The 22152-nt window shown below is 43.6% G+C and carries 21 protein-coding genes; 4 read left to right on the top strand and 17 right to left on the bottom strand.

Features of this window, described 5'->3' with window-relative positions:
• The first annotated feature begins 4 nt into the window (after positions 1-4).
• Positions 5-1324 carry a cytochrome c gene (locus AABS66_RS16470; RefSeq protein WP_430225185.1) on the top strand — a complete coding sequence of 440 codons (1320 nt, stop codon included), beginning with the start codon at positions 5-7 and terminating at the stop codon, positions 1322-1324.
• Between the two features lie 13 nt (positions 1325-1337).
• Here the strand turns inward: AABS66_RS16470 and AABS66_RS16475 are convergent, their stop codons facing one another.
• Positions 1338-1484 (bottom strand): hypothetical protein, encoded by a 147-nt coding sequence (locus tag AABS66_RS16475; RefSeq protein WP_430225186.1) that lies wholly within the window; start codon positions 1482-1484, stop codon positions 1338-1340.
• 89 nt (positions 1485-1573) lie between these two features.
• Here AABS66_RS16475 and AABS66_RS16480 point away from each other — a divergent pair, with 89 nt between their 5' ends.
• The gene (locus AABS66_RS16480) at positions 1574-2191 is read left to right on the top strand and encodes a Fic/DOC family protein (RefSeq protein WP_430225187.1); all 618 of its coding nucleotides are present in this window, start codon (positions 1574-1576) and stop codon (positions 2189-2191) included.
• Here AABS66_RS16480 and AABS66_RS16485 read toward each other — a convergent pair.
• On the bottom strand, positions 2188-2352 hold the full coding sequence (locus AABS66_RS16485) for a hypothetical protein (protein ID WP_206086854.1): 165 nt from the start codon (positions 2350-2352) through the stop codon (positions 2188-2190). The two genes, AABS66_RS16480 and AABS66_RS16485, sit on opposite strands and share 4 nt — an antisense overlap.
• A 335-nt stretch (positions 2353-2687) precedes the next feature.
• Between AABS66_RS16485 and mutS the strand changes: the two genes are divergently transcribed.
• Positions 2688-5255 (top strand): DNA mismatch repair protein MutS, encoded by a 2568-nt coding sequence (gene mutS / locus AABS66_RS16490; RefSeq protein ID WP_206086855.1) that lies wholly within the window; start codon positions 2688-2690, stop codon positions 5253-5255.
• A 1-nt stretch (position 5256) separates the two neighbouring features.
• Positions 5257-6021 carry a tRNA isopentenyl-2-thiomethyl-A-37 hydroxylase MiaE gene (miaE, locus tag AABS66_RS16495; protein ID WP_206086856.1) on the top strand — a complete coding sequence of 255 codons (765 nt, stop codon included), beginning with the start codon at positions 5257-5259 and terminating at the stop codon, positions 6019-6021.
• A gap of 79 nt (positions 6022-6100) precedes the next feature.
• Here miaE and rpoS read toward each other — a convergent pair whose 3' ends face one another.
• The 15 genes from rpoS to cysJ form a co-directional block, all read right to left on the bottom strand.
• On the bottom strand, positions 6101-7087 hold the full coding sequence (rpoS, locus tag AABS66_RS16500) for an RNA polymerase sigma factor RpoS (RefSeq protein WP_206086857.1): 987 nt from the start codon (positions 7085-7087) through the stop codon (positions 6101-6103).
• Between the two features lie 54 nt (positions 7088-7141).
• Positions 7142-8215, bottom strand: a complete 1074-nt coding sequence (nlpD, locus tag AABS66_RS16505; protein ID WP_206086858.1) for a murein hydrolase activator NlpD — start codon at positions 8213-8215, stop codon at positions 7142-7144.
• A gap of 313 nt (positions 8216-8528) precedes the next feature.
• Positions 8529-9155, bottom strand: a complete 627-nt coding sequence (locus AABS66_RS16510) for a protein-L-isoaspartate(D-aspartate) O-methyltransferase (RefSeq protein ID WP_206086859.1) — start codon at positions 9153-9155, stop codon at positions 8529-8531.
• Positions 9152-9913 (bottom strand): 5'/3'-nucleotidase SurE, encoded by a 762-nt coding sequence (gene surE / locus AABS66_RS16515; protein WP_206086860.1) that lies wholly within the window; start codon positions 9911-9913, stop codon positions 9152-9154. Before surE ends, AABS66_RS16510 begins: the two co-directional genes overlap by 4 nt.
• Positions 9891-10949, bottom strand: coding sequence for a tRNA pseudouridine(13) synthase TruD (gene truD / locus AABS66_RS16520; protein ID WP_206086861.1), 1059 nt, complete (start codon positions 10947-10949; stop codon positions 9891-9893). The genes surE and truD overlap by 23 nt, the downstream gene beginning before the upstream one ends.
• Positions 10915-11427 carry a 2-C-methyl-D-erythritol 2,4-cyclodiphosphate synthase gene (ispF, locus tag AABS66_RS16525; protein WP_206086862.1) on the bottom strand — a complete coding sequence of 171 codons (513 nt, stop codon included), beginning with the start codon at positions 11425-11427 and terminating at the stop codon, positions 10915-10917. Before ispF ends, truD begins: the two co-directional genes overlap by 35 nt.
• Before the next feature lie 9 nt (positions 11428-11436).
• Positions 11437-12159, bottom strand: coding sequence for a 2-C-methyl-D-erythritol 4-phosphate cytidylyltransferase (ispD, locus tag AABS66_RS16530; protein ID WP_206086863.1), 723 nt, complete (start codon positions 12157-12159; stop codon positions 11437-11439).
• 59 nt (positions 12160-12218) lie between these two features.
• Positions 12219-12515 (bottom strand): cell division protein FtsB, encoded by a 297-nt coding sequence (ftsB, locus tag AABS66_RS16535; RefSeq protein ID WP_047757167.1) that lies wholly within the window; start codon positions 12513-12515, stop codon positions 12219-12221.
• A gap of 170 nt (positions 12516-12685) precedes the next feature.
• Positions 12686-13294: an adenylyl-sulfate kinase gene (gene cysC / locus AABS66_RS16540; protein ID WP_206086879.1), complete on the bottom strand. Its 609-nt coding sequence runs from the start codon at positions 13292-13294 to the stop codon at positions 12686-12688.
• A 4-nt stretch (positions 13295-13298) separates the two neighbouring features.
• Positions 13299-14741 carry a sulfate adenylyltransferase subunit CysN gene (gene cysN / locus AABS66_RS16545; protein ID WP_206086864.1) on the bottom strand — a complete coding sequence of 481 codons (1443 nt, stop codon included), beginning with the start codon at positions 14739-14741 and terminating at the stop codon, positions 13299-13301.
• Between the two features lie 22 nt (positions 14742-14763).
• A complete protein-coding gene (cysD, locus tag AABS66_RS16550; RefSeq protein WP_430225188.1) occupies positions 14764-15672 on the bottom strand; it encodes a sulfate adenylyltransferase subunit CysD in 909 nt (302 codons plus the stop codon).
• A 14-nt stretch (positions 15673-15686) separates the two neighbouring features.
• Complete coding sequence (gene cysG, locus AABS66_RS16555; RefSeq protein ID WP_430225189.1) at positions 15687-17099, bottom strand: siroheme synthase CysG; 1413 nt, start codon at positions 17097-17099, stop codon at positions 15687-15689.
• Positions 17100-17559: 460 nt separating this feature from the next.
• The gene (locus tag AABS66_RS16560; protein WP_272574268.1) at positions 17560-18294 is read right to left on the bottom strand and encodes a phosphoadenylyl-sulfate reductase; all 735 of its coding nucleotides are present in this window, start codon (positions 18292-18294) and stop codon (positions 17560-17562) included.
• Entirely contained in the window at positions 18291-20024 is a 1734-nt protein-coding gene (gene cysI / locus AABS66_RS16565; RefSeq protein ID WP_206086868.1) for an assimilatory sulfite reductase (NADPH) hemoprotein subunit, read from the bottom strand. The genes AABS66_RS16560 and cysI overlap by 4 nt, the downstream gene beginning before the upstream one ends.
• Positions 20024-21829, bottom strand: a complete 1806-nt coding sequence (gene cysJ / locus AABS66_RS16570) for an NADPH-dependent assimilatory sulfite reductase flavoprotein subunit (protein ID WP_430225190.1) — start codon at positions 21827-21829, stop codon at positions 20024-20026. Before cysJ ends, cysI begins: the two co-directional genes overlap by 1 nt.
• Positions 21830-22152 lie beyond the last annotated feature (323 nt).

Here is a 22152-nt window from a genome sequence, read left to right on the forward strand (position 1 = left end):
GACGATGACTAACTCTCGTTCCATACGTAAAACGCTCTATATCATCATTGTACTATTTGCTGCACTGATGCTTTCAATCCTGTTTGGTGCATTTCGTACCTCCAGCATTGGCCCTGACTTAGACAAACCACTCACCTCGGAAGAAGTCGCAAGGTTAATACCTCGCGGGCAAGAACTGGCTATTGCAGGGGATTGTTTTGGTTGCCACTCTTTACCTGAGGGGCCTCTAGCCGCTGGTGGACGGGCTATCGGAACACCGTTTGGTACCATTTATTCCACTAATATCACCCCTGATAAACAATTCGGTATCGGTAACTATACGCGTGCCGATTTCCATCGCGCGCTTAAAGATGGCATTGGCAAAGAAAGGGGCAACCTCTACCCTGCAATGCCGTTTGTTTTCACACATATGACAACCTCAGAAGATATTGATGCACTGTATGCGTATGTGATGACCTTGCCGCCAATGGCCGTGGCCAACAAAGAGAATACAGGCGTATTTGTTTTACCTGTTCGCCCGTTTATGAACTTTTGGACGCTACTTAATTTTCCGAAACAAAATGCCCCACACGATCCACAACGCTCTGAGCAATGGAACCGAGGTGCATATATTGTGGAAGGTCTCGCCCACTGCGGAGCCTGCCACTCACCACGTAACCTGATGATGGGCGTAGAATTTTCTCGCTCATTACAAGGGGGGGAAGAAGCGGGTCTTGCAATTCCAGATATCACCGCACAAGCGTTATCTAAACATGGCTATGACACTGCGTCTTTGAGCCAGTTTTTACTGACAGGTAATGCCCCTCAAGGCTCAGCCTTTGCCGATATGAGTACCGTGACGCATTTTTCCACCAGCCAAATGAAGAAAAGCGATGTGGATGACATGGCGATTTACTTAATGACGGACAAGCAAGGAAAGGTGTTAGGCGCTAAAGCACCACCTGCTCCATTACCAGAAGCCAGTCCCCAACCTACCGCGGATATTGGCGCAACAATGGAAACGGGTCGCTTGATGTATATGTCCACTTGTGCGGGTTGCCACGGCATTACAGGTGAAGGCGTACCGAATGGTATTCCCGCCCTCAAAGGCAATGCCATTTTAGCGATGGACAGCCCTGAAACTTTTATTAGCGTAGTATTAACGGGTATTCCTACCACCACATTCCCTAATGGGCAACGCATGTACGCCATGCCAAGCTTTGCCGATGATTTAGACCCAAAAGAAATCGCCGATTTGCTTTCATGGGCACGTGCTGAATGGGGTGGTCAAGGCAAGCCCGTTACCGCCGAACAAGTTGAAAAACTGAAAAAATCGATGCAATAACAAAAAACGCCTCTTAAATTAAGGGGCGTTTTTTCACCTGCTCAACGTCGTTAAACTTATTTTCGCACACAAACAAGTAATGCCCACACATTTCAGACACTTTATCACCAAACTCAAGTTGCCCTCTATCACCTTGGCGTAATACCATAGATAAATCCATGCGTAGCACGCCAATCAAAGCTAATCATTTGCTTTATAATTAATTCTAGTTCCATTTAACCTAACAATCTGAAGAATGGAAAATATAAGATGAACAAATACGAGGTATCTAATAATGAAGGGAAATTTACCATAGATTCTGATTATGAGGTATTGGCGAATAAGCTAAGACTTTCAAGCATTGATGATATCAATGATGCAGAGATAGTCCTGTTAGAAAAACTGTATCAAGTCATTTTCGAAGAACAATTTCCAACAGAACAAATCACCGTATCACTTATCCAGCGCTGGCACCACCAATGGCTAGGGAATGTTTACGAGTGGGCAGGTCAGTTACGCACGGTGAATATTAGCAAGAGTGGCTTTATGTTTGCCCCTGCGGGTCGTGTTGCAAAGTTACTCGAACAATTCGAGAAAGAGTACCTAAAGAAATATACGCCATGTACAAATATGAGCCGTGAGCAAACCATAGAAGCTATTGCAACAGTGCATGTGGAATTGATTCTGATTCATCCGTTTAGGGAAGGAAATGGGCGCTTATCGCGCTTACTCGCTGATGTGATGGCCGTACAAAATGGCTTACAAACACTAAATTATGAAAGTTGGTTCTGTCATCCTGAGCAATATATTGCTGCAATCCATGCAGGGATAAACCTTAATTATGAACCAATGAAATATTGGATTAACGAAGCCTTAAAAACAAATTAAATTGCTAATTTCAAATGTCCAAACTTTTCACGTTTCGTTTTCAATTCTTCCTCAAGACGACGAGGCTCCTGCCCTATTTCAATCGCTGTAGACGTTGTCACTGCACGAATAATTTGAATACGTGTCGGTTTTGTTGCTTGAATTAATTCATTCTTTTTCATTGTAGCCTCACTTCAAACGGGCAATAGTGCATTTTATCATCGTGGTTTAATATTAATGACGCTAATTTGATCAGTATGTAAATTTAGAACAGTAAACTCTAGCAAGAATAGCACGCGAGTCATAAATGTCTAAATAGACAACGACACATTTCAGACTCTTTATCACCAAACTCAAGTTGCCCTCTATCACTTTGGCGTAATACCATAGATAAATCCATGCGTAACACGTTTGCCTACTCTCATTTGATGGGATCTGTGGTATTTTATACCCTTTAGTGAACGTTAAACTCGCTCACAGAACTTCGTTAACTCAATACGCTAGAACAGACAACACTATGACTGATAAGCAAAGCTTCGAATCCCACACACCAATGATGCAGCAGTATTTAAAACTAAAAGCACAACATTCAGACATACTGCTGTTTTATCGTATGGGGGACTTTTACGAACTGTTCTTTGATGATGCTAAAAAAGCCTCACAATTACTGGATATCTCCCTAACAAAACGCGGGCAATCTGCGGGTCAACCCATTCCGATGGCGGGTGTACCACACCATGCTGCCGAAGGTTACCTCGCCAAACTGGTGCAAATGGGCGAATCTGTCGCGATTTGCGAACAAATTGGCGACCCAGCAACCAGTAAAGGCCCCGTTGAGCGCCAAGTGGTACGCATTGTCACACCAGGCACCATCACCGATGAAGCATTATTAAATGAACGCCAAGACAATCTACTCGCCGCAGTATGGCAAGATGCTCAAGGCTACGGCTTTGCCACACTAGACATCACGTCAGGCCGCTTTATTATCAGCGAAATTTCTGATGAAGAAACCCTGCAAGCCGAGTTACAGCGTACGCGCCCTGCAGAGCTTTTGTACCCAGAAGATTTCGCCAGTATGTCCTTGATTGAACATAATAAAGGCTTACGTCGCCGTCCATTATGGGAATATGAACTGGATACGGCAAAACAACAGCTTGGATTGCAATTTGGCACCAAAGATTTAATCGGTTTTGGCGTAGAGAATGCCCATAAAGCCCTACGTGCTGCAGGTTGTTTGCTGCAGTATGTCAAAGATACCCAACGCACTTCGCTACCACATATTCGCAGTATTGTGATGGAAAAACAAAATGATAATGTCATTTTGGATGCGGCAACACGCCGTAATCTAGAAATCACCCAAAACCTTGCGGGTGGCACTGAAAATACACTCGCCTCTATTTTAGACATGTGCGTAACACCAATGGGTAGCCGCATGCTAAAACGCTGGTTACATACCCCACTGCGTAATATCCAAGTATTGAATAACCGCCAGCAAGCAATTAGCGCTTTGCAGGAACACGGTTTTGAATTACAACCGTTTTTACGCCAAATTGGTGACTTAGAACGCGTTCTTGCTCGCCTTGCACTGCGTTCTGCGCGACCACGTGATTTAACTCGTATGCGTTATGCATTCCAGCAATATAGCGATATACATCAAATTCTTAGCCAATCCAGTAGCCCGTATTTAAAAGAACTACAAAGCCGAATTGGGCAATTTGATGAACTGCAAAGTTTATTGGAAACCGCAATTATCGATGCTCCCCCTGTATTAGTACGTGACGGTGGTGTGATTGCCCCTGGTTACAATAGCGAACTCGATGAATGGCGTGCTTTGGCCGATGGCGCGACAGATTACCTCGACCGATTAGAAATTCGCGAGCGCGAAAAATTAGGTATCGACACATTAAAAGTTGGTTATAACGCGGTTCATGGTTATTATATCCAAGTCAGCCGCGGCCAAAGTCATCTCACGCCAATTCACTATGTACGTCGCCAAACCTTAAAAAATGCTGAACGCTACATTATTCCTGAGCTCAAAGAGTATGAAGATAAGGTTCTAACCTCTAAAGGGAAAGCATTAGCCATCGAAAAAGCGCTATATGACGAACTGTTTGATATGCTACTTCCACACCTTGCTGCGTTACAAACCAGTGCAGAGGCATTATCAGAACTCGATGTCTTAGCCAACCTTGCTGAACGCGCAGAAACATTAGGTTATGCCTGCCCACAACTCACTGAAAAAGCAGGTATTCAGATTACAGAAGGCCGCCATCCAGTCGTTGAACAAGTATTAAGTGAGCCGTTTATTTCCAACCCGCTTTCATTATCTCCACAGCGCCGTTTGTTGATCATTACAGGGCCAAACATGGGCGGTAAAAGTACCTATATGCGTCAAACTGCGCTGATTACCTTGCTTGCCTATATCGGTAGCTTTGTGCCCGCTAGCAAAGCGGTTATTGGCCCAATTGATCGTATTTTTACTCGTGTAGGTGCCTCGGATGATCTTGCTTCTGGTCGTTCAACATTCATGGTGGAAATGACTGAAACAGCCAATATTTTGCATAATGCAACCGAACACAGCTTGGTCTTGATGGATGAGATCGGTCGTGGTACCTCAACGTATGACGGGCTTTCTCTTGCATGGGCTTGTGCTGAAAACTTAGTCAATAAAATCAAAGCAATGACATTGTTCGCAACCCATTATTTTGAACTGACAACCTTACCTGAAAAACTGGAAGGCGCCGTAAATATCCATCTTGATGCCATTGAGCACGGTGATACCATCGCCTTTATGCACAATGTTCAAGAAGGTGCAGCCAGTAAAAGCTATGGCCTTGCCGTTGCGTCGTTAGCAGGTGTGCCTAAAGAGGTGATTAAACGCGCCAAGCAAAAACTAAAAGAGCTAGAGATTATCTCGAATAATGCCAATGCGAGTCATGTCGATAGCGCACAACTGAGTTTCTTAACAACGGAAGAGGCGGAACCCTCTCCAGTGTTAACCACACTGGATGGCATTGACCCAGATAAGCTGACACCTCGCCAAGCCCTTGATTGGATTTATCGTTTAAAGGATATGAATAACTAACATGGATGAGTATGCGGTGTTACTCGCACCAATTCGGCAATTTTTACAGTGTGAAACCCCAGATGAATGGGTGCAAAAAGCGAGTCAGCCTGAAAACTTACCGATTATCCTTAAAGACCACTTATTGTGTGAGTTAAAAGCCGCGCAAAGTGCTCTATTTTTAATCCGTAAATATGCCGTGGATAAAGACAGTGCGGCTACGTTACTCGAATGGTTTAAACCCTATGAGGCTTTTGCTTACGATAGAATTGGTGATGTTCACACTTTAAGAAATAAAAACCAGATTTCCAAACAGATACTGGCGCGTAAACAATCACCTTATAGCCAAAATTTAATCGATAAAATGGTGCTGCTCATCAAGGAAGAGTTACATCATTTTTACCAAGTGTTGGAAATCATGCACGAGCGTAATATTCCTTATGATGGCATCACTGCAGGCCGTTATGCCAAAGGATTATTTAGCCATATCGATCCGCACGATCCAAAAACCTTAGTCGATAAGCTGATTATTGGTGCTTATATTGAAGCACGTTCTTGTGAACGGTTTGCAAAATTAGCGCCTTATTTAGATGAACAACTGGCTAATTTTTATATTTCATTATTACGCTCAGAAGCTCGACATTACCAAGACTATTTGCAGTTAGCTCAGTTAATTAGTAAACAAGATATTACTGAGCGTGTTAATTATTTTGGAATCATTGAAGCTGAATTAATTTCAACGCCTGATAATGATTTTAAATTTCATAGCGGTGTTCCCATTAATTAACGCTATGTCTAGTCATAAAAAAATCCCTATAAACTTTCACTTATAGGGATTCTTATTTATCTTTTATCTCATTAACACTCTACATATTGAATAGCGACTCTAATGTCAGTTCTTCGCCATGTAAAATATCTTTTAACCGTCTTAAACCTTCCACCTGAATCTGACGAACTCGTTCACGAGTGAGCCCAATTTCGCGCCCAACCTCTTCAAGAGTTTCTGCTTCATAACCTAAAAGCCCAAAACGACGTGCTAAAACCTCCCTTTGTTTTGGGTTCAATTCATATAACCACTTAACAATATTATCTTTTAAGTCGTTGTCTTGAATTGTATTTTCTGGGCCTGAATCATTATCATCAGACAATACCTCAAGCAAAGATTTCTCTGAGTCCCCTGCAATTGGAGTGTCAACAGATGTAATTCGTTCATTTAAACGCAACATACGGCTGACGTCTTCAACAGGTTTATCTAGCTGTTCAGCGATCTCTTCAGGGCTTGGCTCATGGTCCAATTTTTGGGCTAATTCACGTGCAGTACGAAGATAGATATTGAGTTCTTTTACGATATGAATAGGAAGGCGAATGGTGCGAGTTTGATTCATAATGGCGCGTTCAATCGTTTGACGGATCCACCACGTCGCATACGTCGAAAAACGGAATCCTTTTTCTGGATCAAATTTTTCAACAGCACGAATCAACCCAAGGTTACCCTCTTCAATCAGATCGAGTAAAGCAAGGCCTCGGTTATTATAACGGCGAGATATTTTCACAACTAAGCGAAGGTTACTTTCTATCATGCGCTGGCGTGAAGCTACATCGCCACGCAGTGCACGTCTAGCATAGAAAACTTCTTCTTCTGCTGTGAGGAGTGGTGAAAATCCAATTTCACTTAGATAGATTTGGGTAGCATCCAGAACACGTTGACTCGTGTTCTGGAGTAAATCCATTTCTTCATCCTGTTCAGAAACCAGATCTTCTTCTTTAAACTGACTCTCATCAAAAGCGTCGTCTAAATTGCTTTCGTCAAGGTCATTATATAACTCGTTAACTTTCAGCGAACTTTGGCTCATCAGTGACTCCTACCCTAGATAATGCGGACAGAATGTCAAAGCATTCTGCCCAGTTTATCGTTGCGGTAAATAACGCAACGGGTTTACTGATTTTCCCTTGTAACGAATTTCAAAGTGTAGTCTAACTGAACTTGTACCAGTACTACCCATAGTAGCTATTTTCTGACCTTCAGTTACATCCTGTTGATCGCGCACAAGCAACGTATCGTTGTGTGCGTAAGCACTCAAGTAGTCATCGTTATGTTTTATAATTATTAGATTTCCATATCCACGCAAAGCATTACCTGCGTAAACGACTTTTCCTGGCGCAGAAGCGAGCACAGATTGACCTCGGGAACCGGCAATATCCACCCCTTTGTTCCCGCCTTGGGCATCAGAGAAACCTTCAATCATTTTCCCTTCTGCTGGCCAACGCCATTTTATTGACGAATTATTTGTGCCACTTGCTGCTGTAGAAGCAGTTGATGCAGTAGTCGTATTCGTTGTTGTAGAAACTTGCGTTGCAGGTTTTCTATTATTCGGCAACATCTTACCCGAAGTTTGACCACCACTGTTTGCAGGATACTCATTAGTTGTTCGGAGATCAACTGGTTGCTGATGACTATTTGATGAATTTGACGCCAATTGCGTGCTCGAGTTCACATTTGTATTACCAATATTAATTACCTGACCGACATTTAAGCTGTATGGTTCAGGTATATTGTTTTTCGATGCTAACTCGCGGAAATCATTACCCGTTATATACGCGATATAAAATAACGTATCGCCACGCTGAACAGTATAACTATTCCCACTATAACTGCCTTTTGGAATACTGCCATAATCACGGTTATAAACAATACGACCATCGCTGCTTGTATTTACAGGCGTCGACGTACGGTTTATCGGCTGATTATTCGTATTACTCGATAAGTTTGGACGTGATGATGGCATTGCCGTACTCATCCCTGTGCTGTTTGACGCAGTAGATGTTGTCCTTTGAGCCACTGGCTGACGCGATTGGCTATCATTCACACTCGAAATAGGTGCTGCTGGATGATATGGCGTAGAACACCCTGCCAATAGCGCTCCGCTAAATGAAAAGATGACTGCCCATCGAATTCTGCTTATAGGGCTAACAATTTTCATGCTTCTTCTCCCGTGAAGAAAAATCTGACGCGACAATTCAGTTTTATGTCAGTAATAGAGTTACCATAAAATATTTCACTTATTAAAGCAGAAATACAAAATAGTGAACAAGTTAAATATATCAAAAAGATAACAATTTGAGATTATGACTTAATAGTTTAAGCCACTGATTCAATTTTAGATGGGTAAAATATCATATTTGGAATGGTTTTACTTCTATTTGAGTTAGTAAAACTTTTGCAATGGCATTTTATTTAACATCATTATAAAAAATCAATCCGTTTTATAATGCAGAAATACCATTGCAAATAAATTAAAGCAGTTCACCCGCAATAAGAGGCACAAAACGTACTTTTTCAATGACGTTTGCATGATAATCATTTCCCCGTCGAGTAATTAACTTCAGGGATTGCTCTTTATCCCCAACAGGTAATACCATTCGACCACCATCTTTTAATTGTCCTAACAACAGAGTCGGAATTTCTGTTGGTGCTGCTGTAACAATAATGGCATCAAATGGGCCTTTGGATTGCCACCCTTCCCAGCCGTCACCATGGCGAGTAGACACATTATGCAGATCCAGCTGTTTAAGCCGACGTTTAGCTGTCCATTGCAGACTTTTAACACGCTCAACCGAGAACACATGGTGTGCAAGATGCGCCAATACCGCAGTTTGGTACCCCGAACCTGTACCGATTTCCAGCACATTATCATTCGGTGCTAACGACAATAACGCCGTCATTTTTGCCACAATATACGGCTGTGAAATAGTTTGCCCATGACCAATTGGTAACGGGATATTATCGTAGGCTTTATGTGAGAGCGCTTCGTCCACAAACCGTTCACGAGGAACCTGTGAAATAGCATCCAATAGGCGCTCATCGTGAATTCCCTGTTGGCGTAACTGTGCCAAAAGTTCTTTCATGAGCCCTGTTTTCATTTTACTGTCACTCCTGATTTTTCCAACCACTCTTCGACCAATGTGTGCGCTTTATACGCCGTTAAGTCGACCTGTAATGGCGTAATGGAAACATAACCATTTTGAACGGCTTCAAAGTCTGTCCCTGGCCCTGCATCGCGAATTTCCCCGACAGGCCCTAACCAGTACAGCATATTTCCTTTAGGGTCTTCAAGATTATACACTTCCGATGCCGCGTGGCGGCTACCACAACGCGTGACTTTGATACCCTTAATTTTTTCATAAGGGATATCAGGTACATTGATATTCAAGATATTTCCTGCTCGTAATGGGTTCTTTTGTAACATCGAGAGAATATCACAAGTCACTTTTGCCGCCGTTTCATAATGAATTTCACCATCTAGCGAAACGGCAATCGACGGCAACCCTAAATGACGGCCTTCCGTTGCTGCTGCCACCGTACCTGAATAAATCACGTCATCACCCAAATTAGGGCCACAGTTAATCCCCGATACCACAATATCAGGGCGCGGACGAACGACTTTATTCACGCCAATATAGACACAGTCAGTCGGCGTTCCTTCTTGGACAGAAAGATCGCCGTTACTTAACGTTTGAATTTTTAGCGGTCTATCTAATGTAAGTGCATTAGACGCACCACTGCGATTACGATCAGGCGCAATTACTTGAACATGATAATATTGGCGTAGCGCTGCCGCAAGCGTTTGAATTCCTGGAGCATTTACACCATCGTCATTACTCAATAAAATCTTTAGCATCGACATTATCCTGCCCATTCTGATTAATAATTTCTCGTACCACGCTAGTAGCAAAACAACCTGAGTTCAAGAAAAACGCCAATTTTACTGTCGAATCATCTAACCATTGCCATGAAAAATTTTGCGGTTTAGCAATAATCGCACGCCTAACTGGAGAAACGCGTTCGCGTTGCATCAGTGGGATAACGGCTTGATATTCTGTTAAACATGCCGTTTCGAATGCCAGTGCGTCATCTTGTGTACCTAACTCACCATCTCCAGGTAAAGGTGCGGTAACACTCAACTCTGATGATAGCAAACGGCTTTGCAATGATGGAAGTTCTTCTTGTGTTGCCACAAACCAACTACCACGCCCCGTTAATTGCAAGGCATCACCTAACAGCACTTGCTGCTGGATTCCTTGGGCAATTCGCTCGCTCGCCACATGATTAAACATCGCACTGCGTGCCGCAGACAAATAAAAACTGCGTTTATTGCGTTCGCGAACTTGAATTTCTTGGTTAGCCCAGCGCAAAGCTTGTGTTAAATTTTGTCCATCACGCCCAAAACGCTGCTCACCAAAGTAGTTTGGCACACCCGAAGTGGCGATTTTTTGCATACGCTGCTCAACATCATTGGCATTAGAAATATCACGCAGCGTGATTTCAAATTGATTTCCTTTCAGGGAACCAATACGTAATTTACGCTTTTGTCGCGTCACAGCAAGCACGCGGCAACCTTCTAATTGCCACGCTGAGAAATCAGGTGTGTCTTTGCCTGGCATTTGCAAACAAAACCACTGTTCGGTCACCGCATGTCTGTCTTTTAAACCTGCATAGCTAACAACACGGGCTGAAATTTTGGCAAATTTGGCAAGTTGCTCTGCCACAAACAGCGTATTGCAGCCTGTTTTTTCCACGCGCACCATCACGTGCTCGCCTTCGCCATCTAACTCGAAGCCTAGATCTTCTTTAACAATAAAATCTTCAGGAATACTTTTTAATGTCCCTGAAGAAAGAGGTTTACCATGCAGGTACTGAACATTCATTGCTTTCATTACTATTATCTTTCACTAAAAGGACAACGGCGGCACACGCGATGCCTTCTTTACGACCCACAAAACCTAATTGCTCTGTTGTTGTCGCTTTTGCATTCACGTCATCCATATGACATTCTAAATCTTCAGCAATATTCACACGCATTTGTGGAATATGAGGCAGCATTTTCGGGGCTTGCGCCATAATGGTGATATCGATATTACCAATACGATAGCCTTTAGCACGCACGTGGCAAAAGGCTTCCCTTAATAAAACACGGCTATCCGCCCCTTTAAATGCAGGGTCAGTATCGGGGAATAATTTTCCGATATCCCCCAATGCCGCAGCGCCTAAAATAGCGTCCGTTAACGCATGTAACACCACATCACCATCTGAATGAGCCAGCAAACCTTGCTCGTAGGGAATACGCACGCCGCCAATTACGATAGGGCCTTCGCCACCAAATTTGTGTACGTCAAAACCGTGTCCGATTCTCATTGTTTTTCCTTAGTTATTCATTCTTGAAAGATAAAACTCCGCCAGCGCGAGGTCTTCAGGCTGCGTCACTTTTAAGTTATCCGCTCGGCCTGCCACGAGAACAGGTTGATAGCCACAATACTCAAGTGCTGAGGCTTCATCGGTGATCACGGCGTTCTCTTTCAAGGCTTTACTTAGACAGTTCCGTAAGAGTTCCAACGGAAAAAATTGAGGGGTCAATGCGTGCCATAGCGCCTCACGTTCAACCGTGTGGTCAATGAATACTGAGGTTTTTACACTACGTTTCATTGTGTCACGCACAGGGGCGGCAAGAATACCACCACAGCAACCTTGTTCCGTTGCTAATTGAATAATGTTGTTGAGATCTTGTTGGTGGAGGCAAGGCCTTGCCGCATCATGCACCAGTACCCAACAATCATGATAATCGGGTTGTGATGTAAGGTAATTAAGCCCTGCCAAAACAGAATCGGCACGCTCTTTTCCACCCGTAACTACCGTCACCCTAGGGTCTTTCGCAATATCAAGCTGCTGGAAATAATCATCATCGGCGCTAAGTGCGATCACCACCGTATTGACGGTATTATTCGCTAACAATGCATCAATAGTATGTTCGATAATCGTTTTGCCCGCGACGGGTAAATACTGCTTAGGGCAATCAGCATTCATACGACTGCCAATACCTGCTGCAGGGATCAGTGCAACAATTTGTGGGGCAACACTTGGATTTGTCATTATTTGGTTCTTACATCAGAAATTATCAGGCAAATGGGCTCATTGTTTTAGGTTTCATATTATTGAGCAGATTTCTGGTTGCTGCTTTCTTTTACCATGCGATAGAAAGACTCACCTGGTTTAATCATACCAAGCTCGCTACGCGCACGTTCTTCAATTGCATCTTGACCATCATTGAGGTCATTAATTTCAGCAAATAATTGTTCATTACGCATTTTCAAGCGCGAGTTAACAATTTCCTGTGCGGCAACATCGTCTTTAACTTGGACATAATCATGTATGCCATTCTTGCCTAACCATAAGGAATACTGCAACCATGCTAATATCGCGATTAATAGTAGCGTTAATTTACCCATCTTGCCCCCTGAAATGATGTGCTAATCATCCCATAACTCAGCGAATCGCGCTACTGTGACAAAAAATTATATTAAAAAGTCAGAATAAATCGGATTTGTACCCCTTAACTATCACCTTATTTTATCACTAAAGATCAAGATATGTGATTTAAGATAATAGCTAAGTGGCATTAATAATCCATTTGAATGATATTATTGCGCAGTAATAGCGCAATAATATGAGAAAGAGAATCGGAGATAGGTTGCTGCCCGTCAAGCCGTAATTCAGGGCTTAAGGGTGTTTCATAAGGGGAGTCAATCCCTGTAAACTGTTTAATTTTCCCTTCTCGTGCTTGTTGATATAACCCTTTCGGGTCACGTTGCTCACACACATACACTGGCGTATCAACGTATAACTCAAAAAATTGGTTTGGTTCGAATAATTCACGAACACTTTGCCGATCCGATTGAAAAGGCGAAATAAACGCCGTTGCTACAACTAACCCCGCATCCACCATTAGTTTAGCAACTTCACCCACTCGCCGAATATTTTCTTGCCTGTCAGCCTCACTAAAACCAAGGTCACGACATAACCCATGGCGAATATTATCGCCATCCAATAAATAGGTTTTCACGCCAATAGAGGCCAGCTGGTGTTCAATGGCGCCCGCGAGTGTCGATTTACCCGACCCAGATAGCCCAGTAAACCACAAGACGGCCCCTTTATGACCATTATTACTTTCCCGTAAAGGGCGCGTGACCACATGTTGATGCCATACAATATTGTTATCTTGAGTCATTGGTTTATTTTCCACCCAGTACGTCCCGAGCCCCCCAATGAGGAAAATGCCGGCGAATCAGCTGGTTAAGCTCAATTTCAAATTCACTAAATTCCCCCGTTGACTCAAAAATTGGCTCCTGTGCTTCTCGCACGAGTCCAGCCCCCACAGTCACATTCGTCAGCCTGTCGATAAAAATCATGCCCCCCGTGTCCGCATTGCGTTGGTAGTTTTCCAATAATAATGGCTCATCAAATGAAAACTCCACTAAACCAATGCCATTTAACGGTAATTCCGTTGCCACTTTTTGTGTGAGGTTATTCACATCCACTTGATATTGAATATTTTCAACTTTCCCTCGGCTGCGTTTTCCTGCAATTTTAATATCTAATTGCTGGCCTTGAACAAGGGGTTGTTCCGCCATCCACACCACATCAATCGACGCATGTTGCGTGGTTTGCAAGTTTTCGTTTTCTGCGACAATCAAATCGCCGCGGCTAATATCGATTTCATCATCCAACACCAACGTGATGGCTTCACCAGGTACGGCGAAATCCTGTAAGCCCGAAAATGTCACTATTTCCTTAATTTTGGCCGTTGCCCCCGATGGCAGCACTTTAATTGCTTGTCCAACTTGAACAATGCCTGACGACAGTGTGCCGCTGTAACCACGAAAATCTAAATTGGGTCTATTCACATATTGCACAGGAAAACGCAACGCTTGCTCTGAGGCTTTTTGCTCAACCTGCACATTTTCTAAAATAGACAATAACGTTTCCCCTTGATACCAAGGTAGTTGCTCACTCGGGTTAACAATATTGTCACCATCAAGGGCTGAAATCGGTACAAACCAAACATTCAGCTCGACGGGTAATTCAGTAGCAAACTGTTGGTAATCCTGTTTAATTTTGTCGAATACAGCTTCACTGTACTCCACCAGATCCATCTTATTCACCGCAACAATTAAATGACGGATCCCCAGCAATGTACTAATAAAACTGTGGCGGCGAGTTTGCTCTTGCACGCCTTTTCGAGCATCGATCAACAAAATAGAAAGTGAGCAAGTTGATGCGCCTGTCGCCATATTGCGGGTATATTGCTCATGTCCTGGGGTATCTGCGATGATAAATTTGCGCTTTTCTGTCGAAAAATAGCGATATGCCACATCGATGGTGATCCCTTGCTCACGTTCCGCAGCAAGGCCATCCACCAACAGGGCGAGATCAAGCTTTTCCCCTTGGGTGCCCATTCGCTTACTATCGCTTTGCAGTGTTGTGAGCTGATCTTGGTAAATTTGGCGAGTATCGTGCAATAAACGACCAATTAATGTACTTTTCCCATCATCCACATTGCCACAGGTTAAAAAACGCAAAAGTCCTTTTTGCTGTTGCGCAAGTAAGTAAGGTTCCACGCCACCTTGCTGCTCAATTTGCAGCGCGATTGATTCGTTATAAACGGCTTGTGCCATAATTTGCTCCTTATCTTGCGAATTAAAAGTAACCTTGGCGCTTTTTAAGCTCCATAGATGCAGACTGGTCACTATCGATTAACCGCCCTTGTCGCTCACTCGTGGTCGAAATCAACATTTCTTCAATGATTTCAGGCAATGTTTGGGCTTGAGACTCAACCGCGCCAGTTAGCGGCCAGCAGCCTAACGTTCGAAAACGTACTTGCTGTTGACTGATCACCTCTCCGACTTTAAAATCAATTCGGTCATCATCCACCATTAGCAAAGTACCATTTCGCTGGATCACCGGGCGCTCTTTCGCAAAATACAGCGGAACAATATCGATATTCTCCAAGTAGATATACTGCCAAATATCCAACTCTGTCCAATTCGAAAGTGGGAATACGCGAATACTTTCCCCCTTGTTGATCTGACCGTTATAATTGTGCCAAAGTTCAGGGCGCTGGTTTTTTGGATCCCAACGATGAGATCGGTCTCTAAATGAGTAGATCCGCTCTTTTGCTCGGGATTTTTCTTCGTCACGCCGCGCGCCACCAAAAGCCGCATCAAAACCGTATTTATCAAGTGCTTGTTTCAATCCTTCCGTTTTCATGATATCCGTGTGCTTTGCACTGCCATGTACAAAGGGGTTAATTCCCAACTTTTCCCCTTCAGGGTTACGGTGAATCAATAATTCAAAACCGTATTTTTGTGCGGTAGCATCACGAAACTCATACATTTCGCGGAATTTCCACCCTGTATCCACATGTAACAATGGAAAAGGTAATTTCCCAGGATAGAAAGCTTTGCGCGCTAAATGCAACATCACAGAAGAGTCTTTACCGATGGAATACAGCATCACAGGGTTTGCGAACTCAGCGGCAACTTCACGAATAATATGAATACTTTCAGCCTCTAACTGCTGCAAGTGGGTCAATTTTTTCTCGTTCACGACAATCTCCATCATTAAGCCAGTTCCAGCACAGCGCTACGCCAGCGGATATCTTCTGTTTGCGAACCAAACCATGCGAGCTCATTGTGTAATGCTGTAACCTCGCCAATCACAATCAATGCAGGTGCGGGTGCTTGTTTGGCAAGTGCCTCGAGGTCATGCAATTGACCTGTTACCACTTTTTGGTCTCGTCGTGTCCCACTCCCCACAACGGCGACAGGGGTGTCACTCGCGCGACCAAATTTAATCAATTGCTCACTGATATTGGCCGCTTTTACGGTGCCCATATAAATCGCTAATGTTTGCTGACCGCGAGCCAATGCCTTCCAATCCAGATCCGCGCCATTTTCACGGCAATGTCCAGTAATAAACGTGATGCTTTGCGAGTGTTCTCGGTGAGTGAGAGGAATTCCTGCATAAGCCGTCGCGCCGATTGCAGCGGTTACACCTGGCACCACTTGGAAAGGGATCCCTGCTTTTGCGGCAACTTGTAATTCCTCACCGCCACGACCGAAAACAAACGGATCGCCGCCTTTTAATCTCACCACTTTTTTACCTTGCTGAGCAAATTTCACGATCATTTCATTGGTTTCTTCTTGAGAAACACTGTGATTGCCCGCCCGTTTACCCACACAAATTTTGTCAGCATCACGGCGTACTAATTCGAGGATCTCCTCGCTCACCAAATGGTCGTATAAAACCACTTCCGCGCTTTGTAATACTCTCAGCCCTTTTAATGTAAGCAGTCCTGCATCACCGGGGCCTGCACCGACTAAAACCAATTCTCCACGGTTATCTTGCTCATAAAGCTGGCGTTCAAGCTGTTGTTCCGCTTCGCTTAACTGGCCTTTTTCCACCAAAGAGGCAAAGCGCCCACTAAAACTTTTTTCCCAGAAACGCTTTCTTTCTCGCATATTACTCAACGTCTCTTTGACTTTACCGCGCCAACGCCCTGCGATTTCGGCCATCTTGCCTAACGATAATGGCAGCATGGTTTCCAATTTTTCTCTAAGTAAACGCGCCAACACAGGGGCGGTTCCACCAGAAGATATCGCCACAATCACAGGCGAGCGGTCGATAATCGAAGGCACGATAAACGAACACAACGGCTGGTCATCAACCACGTTGACAAAAATTTTGCGCTCATTGGCATCGTAAAACACGGTTTCATTGAGGAGCGCGTCATCCGTTGCTGCAATCACTAAAAAAGCATCATCCAACAGCGAAGAAAGGTACTCTTGCGCCAACCACTCAAAGTGGCCTTGCTGATGCTGTGTTTGTAATTGAGGACATAACGACGGGGAGATCACCACAAGCTTAGCCTGTGCTTTGATGAGCAATTCGGCCTTGCGCGCGGCCACTACACCGCCGCCAATTAACACCACTTTGCGCGTACGTACATCGACAAATAACGGTAAATAATCCATCTTGCTCACCCATCGTTATACAAACAAATTATATGAAACATAAAATTGACTATATGGCGTAAAAGTTAAGGTTTGAAATGCTAAAAAAATATGACTTGTAACAGAAAGGAATAAGCCAAATACTCATTAATTAGCAACAAATAGAGACCAAAAACACCAAATAGACAAAACTTAACTTAAACTTTATTTTTAAAGTAAATTTATAAAAATTAAGGAATATCTATTTTTTAGATATAAACATCCCTTTGTAATTAAACAAATATTTTATTAAATCCATCACTATTTAGACTCTAAACTAAAACTATAGCTTGGGTTACAAATAACCAATACTCTAAATAATTCATGTTGTCCCTAGGCGATAAGTAAATGAGTCGCTAGGAACATACACAAGTATGTGACTAAGGTAGCTGAGCGCAGACAACAACGCTGCAGTTTGAAATATGACGGGGATGACGAGTATTTAGTTTTCATGAAGCCCACACTCCCTCTTTAGGCCAAAGAAACGCGTATCTTCCTCATTCATGCCCGCTTCCCATTTGCGGGTTGTATGAGTATCCCCAACAGATAAATATCCCTTCTCCCACAACGGATGGTAAGGCAAGTTATGCTTTGTTAGGTATTCATAGACTTGCTTATTATTCCAATCAATCACGGGTAGAATTTTAAAAATCCCTTTGCCTATGCCAAGCACAGATAAATTTGCACGGCTTGCAGATTGCTCTCGCCTTAACCCTGAAAACCAGCTCTGCGCCTGTAGTTCATGTAAAGCTCTTTCCATGGGCTCCACTTTGTTCAATTGGTTATAATGTTCTATCCCTTCAATACCTTGCGTCCAAAGCTGCCCATGAATTGCTTCTTGCCAAGCGGGTGTTTGTTTCGCGCGATAAACCTGTAAATTCAGGTGTAATCTCTCCGTTAATTGCTCAATAAATTGATAGGTTTCAGGAAAAAGATAACCTGTATCCGTCAATATCACAGGGATTTCAGGTAATACTTGCGTCACCATATGTAAGGTAAGTGCTGCTTGAATACCAAAACTGGATGACAACACAAATTGTATGGGTAAATTTTCAACTGCCCATTCAATGCGCAGCTGCGCAGTCTTATTTTCCAATTGAGTATTAAACTCAGACAAATACTCCGTTTGCTGCGCTTTATCTAACCCAATAACGTCTGCAAGCTGAAGTCGGCTCATACCGCCTCCTTAACCTCATAGAAATCCACAGCAGAATTTAGCACAGGCTTCACAACCTCAGTACGGATCAGAAAATCACCAAACCCCTCTTGTGCTAAGCGGTTTTTCGCCCAATCGCCAATAAGATCATCAAGGATGGATAAAATTTCTGCGCTGCTAATATTTTCACGATACATACGAGGAATACGAGTCCCAATGCGGTTGCCACCAAGGTGTAAGTTATACCTATCTAACGCTTTCCCCACTAACCCGACTTCCGCCAGCATCGCTCTTCCACACCCATTTGGGCAACCTGTGATACGCAAAACGATGTGCTCATCTGCCACATGGTGTGCTGCCATAATATTCTCAACATGGGTCGTAAACTCGGGTAAAAAGCGTTCGGCTTCCGCCATTGCCAGAGGGCATGTCGGAAAGGAAACACAGGCCATGGAATTTTCACGCTGTGGTGTAATGACATCGCTCATTAACCCATGGGCTCTCGCAATGGCTTCAATAGTCGCTTTTTCACTTTCGGGCACACCCGCTACGATGAGATTTTGGTTAGCCGTTAAGCGAAAATCCCCTTGGTGGATACGTGCTATTTCTGCAACACCCGTTTTCAACGGCCTATCTGCTAAATCAATTAATCGACCATTTTCAATAAATAATGTTAAGTGCCAACGATCATCTATCCCTTTAAGCCAGCCAATCTTGTCACCGCGTTCGGTAAATTCATAATGGCGGATCGGCTCAAAATTCACGCCTGCACGCTTTTCAACCTCAGCTTTAAAAGTGTCAACACCCACGCGTTCTAAGGTGTATTTCGTTTTGGCATTTTTACGCTCAGTACGGTTCCCCCAATCACGCTGTGTGGTGACAATCGCTTCCGCAACTGCCAATGTTTTGTCTAATGGAATAAAACCAAATTCACTGGCTAAACGTGGAAATGTTGCGGTATCCCCGTGAGTCATTGCTAACCCGCCGCCCACTAACACATTAAAACCAATCAACTCACCATCTTCAGCAATCGCCACAAAGTTCATGTCATTAGCGTGTAAATCCACATCGTTCAATGGCGGAATGACGACTGAGGTTTTAAATTTTCGTGGTAGGTAAGTTTGGCCTAAAATCGGCTCTTCATCCGTGGTCACTACTTTTTCTTTATCTAGCCAGATTTCGGCGTAAGCACTGGTGCGAGGCAGCAGATGCTCAGAAATTTTCTTTGCCCATTCATACGCTTGCTGATGTAATTCTGATTGCACAGGGTTAGATGTACATAACACATTACGGTTAACATCGTTTGCCGTAGCGAGTGCATCCAAGCCAACATGGCTTAACATTTGGTGGGCAGGTTTTACATCCCCTTTAAGGATGCCATGAAACTGAAACGTCTGACGATTTGTAATGCGCACACTGCCATATAATGTGTGTTCTGAGGCAAATTTATCAATATCAAGCCATTGTTTTGGCGTGATAATTCCCCCAGGTAAGCGACAGCGCAACATCATTGCGTGGCGAGGCTCTAATTTTTGCTCAGCTCGCTCAGCGCGAATATCACGATCATCCTGCTGGTACATGCCATGAAAGCGGATTAATAAAAAATTGTCCCCATCAAAGCCACCTGTTAAGCCATTTTTTAAGTCCTCCTTAATGGTACCGCGCAAATAGTTACTGTCTTGCTTCATACGTTCGCTATCGGCTAACTTGCCTTCGACGATTAAGGGTTTTTGTTGCTGTTCATTGCTCATTAATAAACATCCCTCTGATAACGGCGCATTACGCGCAGCTCACTTAAAAATTCATCGGCAGCCTCAATGTCCATGTTGCCGTATTGGCCGATGATATCCAATAAAGCCTGTTCAACATCTTTCGCCATACGGTTTGCATCACCACAGACGTAAATATGTGCGCCTTCTTGCAGCCATTGCCACACCGCTTCCCCTTGTTCACGCAACTTGTCCTGTACATAGATTTTTTGTTGTTGATCGCGCGACCAAGCCAAAGAAATTTGCGTTAATAAGCCCTCTTTCACATAGCGCTGCCATTCCACTTGATACAAAAAATCATCGACAAAATGGGGGTTACCAAAAAACAACCAGTTTTTCCCCGTTGCGCCGTCGTTATCTCGTTGTTGTAAGAAAGCACGGAATGGAGCAATCCCCGTTCCTGGGCCAATCATAATGACAGGCGTTTCTGGGTTCGCAGGTAAACGGAAATTATCATTGTGTTCAATGAAAATACGTAGCTCATCACCTTCATTGAGTCTGTCAGCTAAAAAACCCGATGCGCCCCCAGTACGCAAGCGACCATCAATGTCATAGCGCACCACCCCTACCGTGACATGAACTTCGTCTTCAGCCTCTGACTGAGACGATGAAATGGAGTATAAACGAGGCGTTAATGGGCGCAGCAAATCAATAAACTCTTGTGCACTTGGCTGAGATGCCGCTTGGCGCACCATGTCCACAATTGGCGTATTTTGTGCGTAATGCAAAATGGCTTGCTTATCACTGATCAGCGATAACAATGCATCGTCTTTAGAAAGTTGAGCGTATTTTTCCACAATCACTGGGGTATTTTGCGTTAACTCTAATTGGTAAATTAATGCATCACGTAAAGAGTGGCGTTGAGTCCCAATAAAGACGTCTTCGTCGCCCTTTAGCCACAGTAATGCCACCAGCTCATCAACTAAAGCAGGGTCATTATCGAACCACACACCTAACGCATCCCCTGGTTGATAACGCAGGCCTGAATCTCCTAAATCAATTTCAATGTGCCGCACGTCTTTTTGTGAATCTCGGCTGGTGAGTTTCTGGTTACTGAGCAGCGATGCCGTTAATGGCGCGGTTTTACTGTACGGGGAAGTGTGAATTTCATTCATACTTCCCGCTTGTGCAGACAACAACTGACTGTCGCTTTGTGCGGGTACACGCGCTTTTAAAATACGGGTTAAATTTTCGACCCATTCATGGGCAATGGATTGGTATTCCACATCCGCATCAATACGCTCAAATAATGATTTCGCACCCAACAAGGCTAGTTGTGAATCAAAATCTTTGCCTGCTTGGCAAAATTTTTCATAAGAAGAATCGCCCAGTGCAAATACCGCGTATTGCGTTTGGGATAAATCAGGAGCTTTTTTCGAGAACAGGTACTTGTAAAGCGCAACCGCCTCTTCTGCTGGCTCCCCTTCTCCTTGAGTCGATGCCACAATAACCAACACTTTTTCTTGGTTAATTTGCTTAAACTTATAGTCGCCCGCGTTTACTAAATGGACATTAATTTTTTCACCAACTAAACGCTCCCTAAGCTGTTCCGATAAACGGCGGGCATTCCCCGTTTGCGATGCAGAAATAATTGTCACGGTTTCTTGAGCCGCAGCAGGGGCATTCACAGACACATCCGTGGCTGCCGTTTGGTTTACCATTCCCCATAAATACCCCGACAGCCATGCAAGCTGATGAGATGAAAAATCGTCGACCGCAGTTTGTAAACGCGCTAATTGCTCAGTTGATATTGGCAGCAATGTTAATGGCGGCTGTTTTTTTGTCATTATCCTGTAACCCCAGTGTCGCTCATCGTTGAGTTTGTCTTACAATCGAGTGAAATGGGCAAATTTGTTCAGCCACTCGCTCGGAAAAGTTCTAAAACCTATCGCTCAATCGTTTCCCTAAATAATTCAGGTAGCAAAGCAAAAAATGCCGAGTTACCTCCAATATGCAGGGTATACGATTAGGTTATAACAACCGTCAATAACGGGATAAGAAACGATAGCCATAAATCATAACTAAAAAGCCTAAATCAATTACCAGATGGATCATATGGATAAAACAGGTTAGCGATAATTTGGCAAATAACGACAATCTGCTCTAAAAA

This window comes from Providencia sp. SP181 (assembly GCF_050446505.1).
GTDB classification, from domain to species: domain Bacteria; phylum Pseudomonadota; class Gammaproteobacteria; order Enterobacterales; family Enterobacteriaceae; genus Providencia; species Providencia vermicola.

Bases quoted from the DNA above. Each gene is read 5' to 3' on its own strand.
- ispF (WP_206086862.1), bottom strand. From the start codon at position 11,427: ATGAGAATCGGACACGGTTTTGACGTACACAAATTTGGTGGCGAAGGC.
- truD (WP_206086861.1), bottom strand. From the start codon at position 10,949: ATGAAAGCAATGAATGTTCAGTACCTGCATGGTAAACCTCTTTCTTCA.
- AABS66_RS16485 (WP_206086854.1), bottom strand. From the start codon at position 2,352: ATGAAAAAGAATGAATTAATTCAAGCAACAAAACCGACACGTATTCAA.
- cysJ (WP_430225190.1), bottom strand. From the start codon at position 21,829: ATGACAAAAAAACAGCCGCCATTAACATTGCTGCCAATATCAACTGAG.
- cysC (WP_206086879.1), bottom strand. From the start codon at position 13,294: ATGACTCAAGATAACAATATTGTATGGCATCAACATGTGGTCACGCGC.
- AABS66_RS16475 (WP_430225186.1), bottom strand. From the start codon at position 1,484: ATGGATTTATCTATGGTATTACGCCAAGGTGATAGAGGGCAACTTGAG.
- AABS66_RS16470 (WP_430225185.1), top strand. From the start codon at position 5: ATGACTAACTCTCGTTCCATACGTAAAACGCTCTATATCATCATTGTA.
- AABS66_RS16560 (WP_272574268.1), bottom strand. From the start codon at position 18,294: ATGAGCCGACTTCAGCTTGCAGACGTTATTGGGTTAGATAAAGCGCAG.
- surE (WP_206086860.1), bottom strand. From the start codon at position 9,913: ATGCTAAAGATTTTATTGAGTAATGACGATGGTGTAAATGCTCCAGGA.
- rpoS (WP_206086857.1), bottom strand. From the start codon at position 7,087: ATGAGCCAAAGTTCGCTGAAAGTTAACGAGTTATATAATGACCTTGAC.
- ispD (WP_206086863.1), bottom strand. From the start codon at position 12,159: ATGACAAATCCAAGTGTTGCCCCACAAATTGTTGCACTGATCCCTGCA.
- AABS66_RS16510 (WP_206086859.1), bottom strand. From the start codon at position 9,155: ATGAAAACAGGGCTCATGAAAGAACTTTTGGCACAGTTACGCCAACAG.
- cysG (WP_430225189.1), bottom strand. From the start codon at position 17,099: ATGGATTATTTACCGTTATTTGTCGATGTACGTACGCGCAAAGTGGTG.
- cysI (WP_206086868.1), bottom strand. From the start codon at position 20,024: ATGAGCAATGAACAGCAACAAAAACCCTTAATCGTCGAAGGCAAGTTA.
- ftsB (WP_047757167.1), bottom strand. From the start codon at position 12,515: ATGGGTAAATTAACGCTACTATTAATCGCGATATTAGCATGGTTGCAG.
- AABS66_RS16480 (WP_430225187.1), top strand. From the start codon at position 1,574: ATGAACAAATACGAGGTATCTAATAATGAAGGGAAATTTACCATAGAT.
- nlpD (WP_206086858.1), bottom strand. From the start codon at position 8,215: ATGAAAATTGTTAGCCCTATAAGCAGAATTCGATGGGCAGTCATCTTT.
- mutS (WP_206086855.1), top strand. From the start codon at position 2,688: ATGACTGATAAGCAAAGCTTCGAATCCCACACACCAATGATGCAGCAG.
- cysN (WP_206086864.1), bottom strand. From the start codon at position 14,741: ATGGCACAAGCCGTTTATAACGAATCAATCGCGCTGCAAATTGAGCAG.
- miaE (WP_206086856.1), top strand. From the start codon at position 5,257: ATGGATGAGTATGCGGTGTTACTCGCACCAATTCGGCAATTTTTACAG.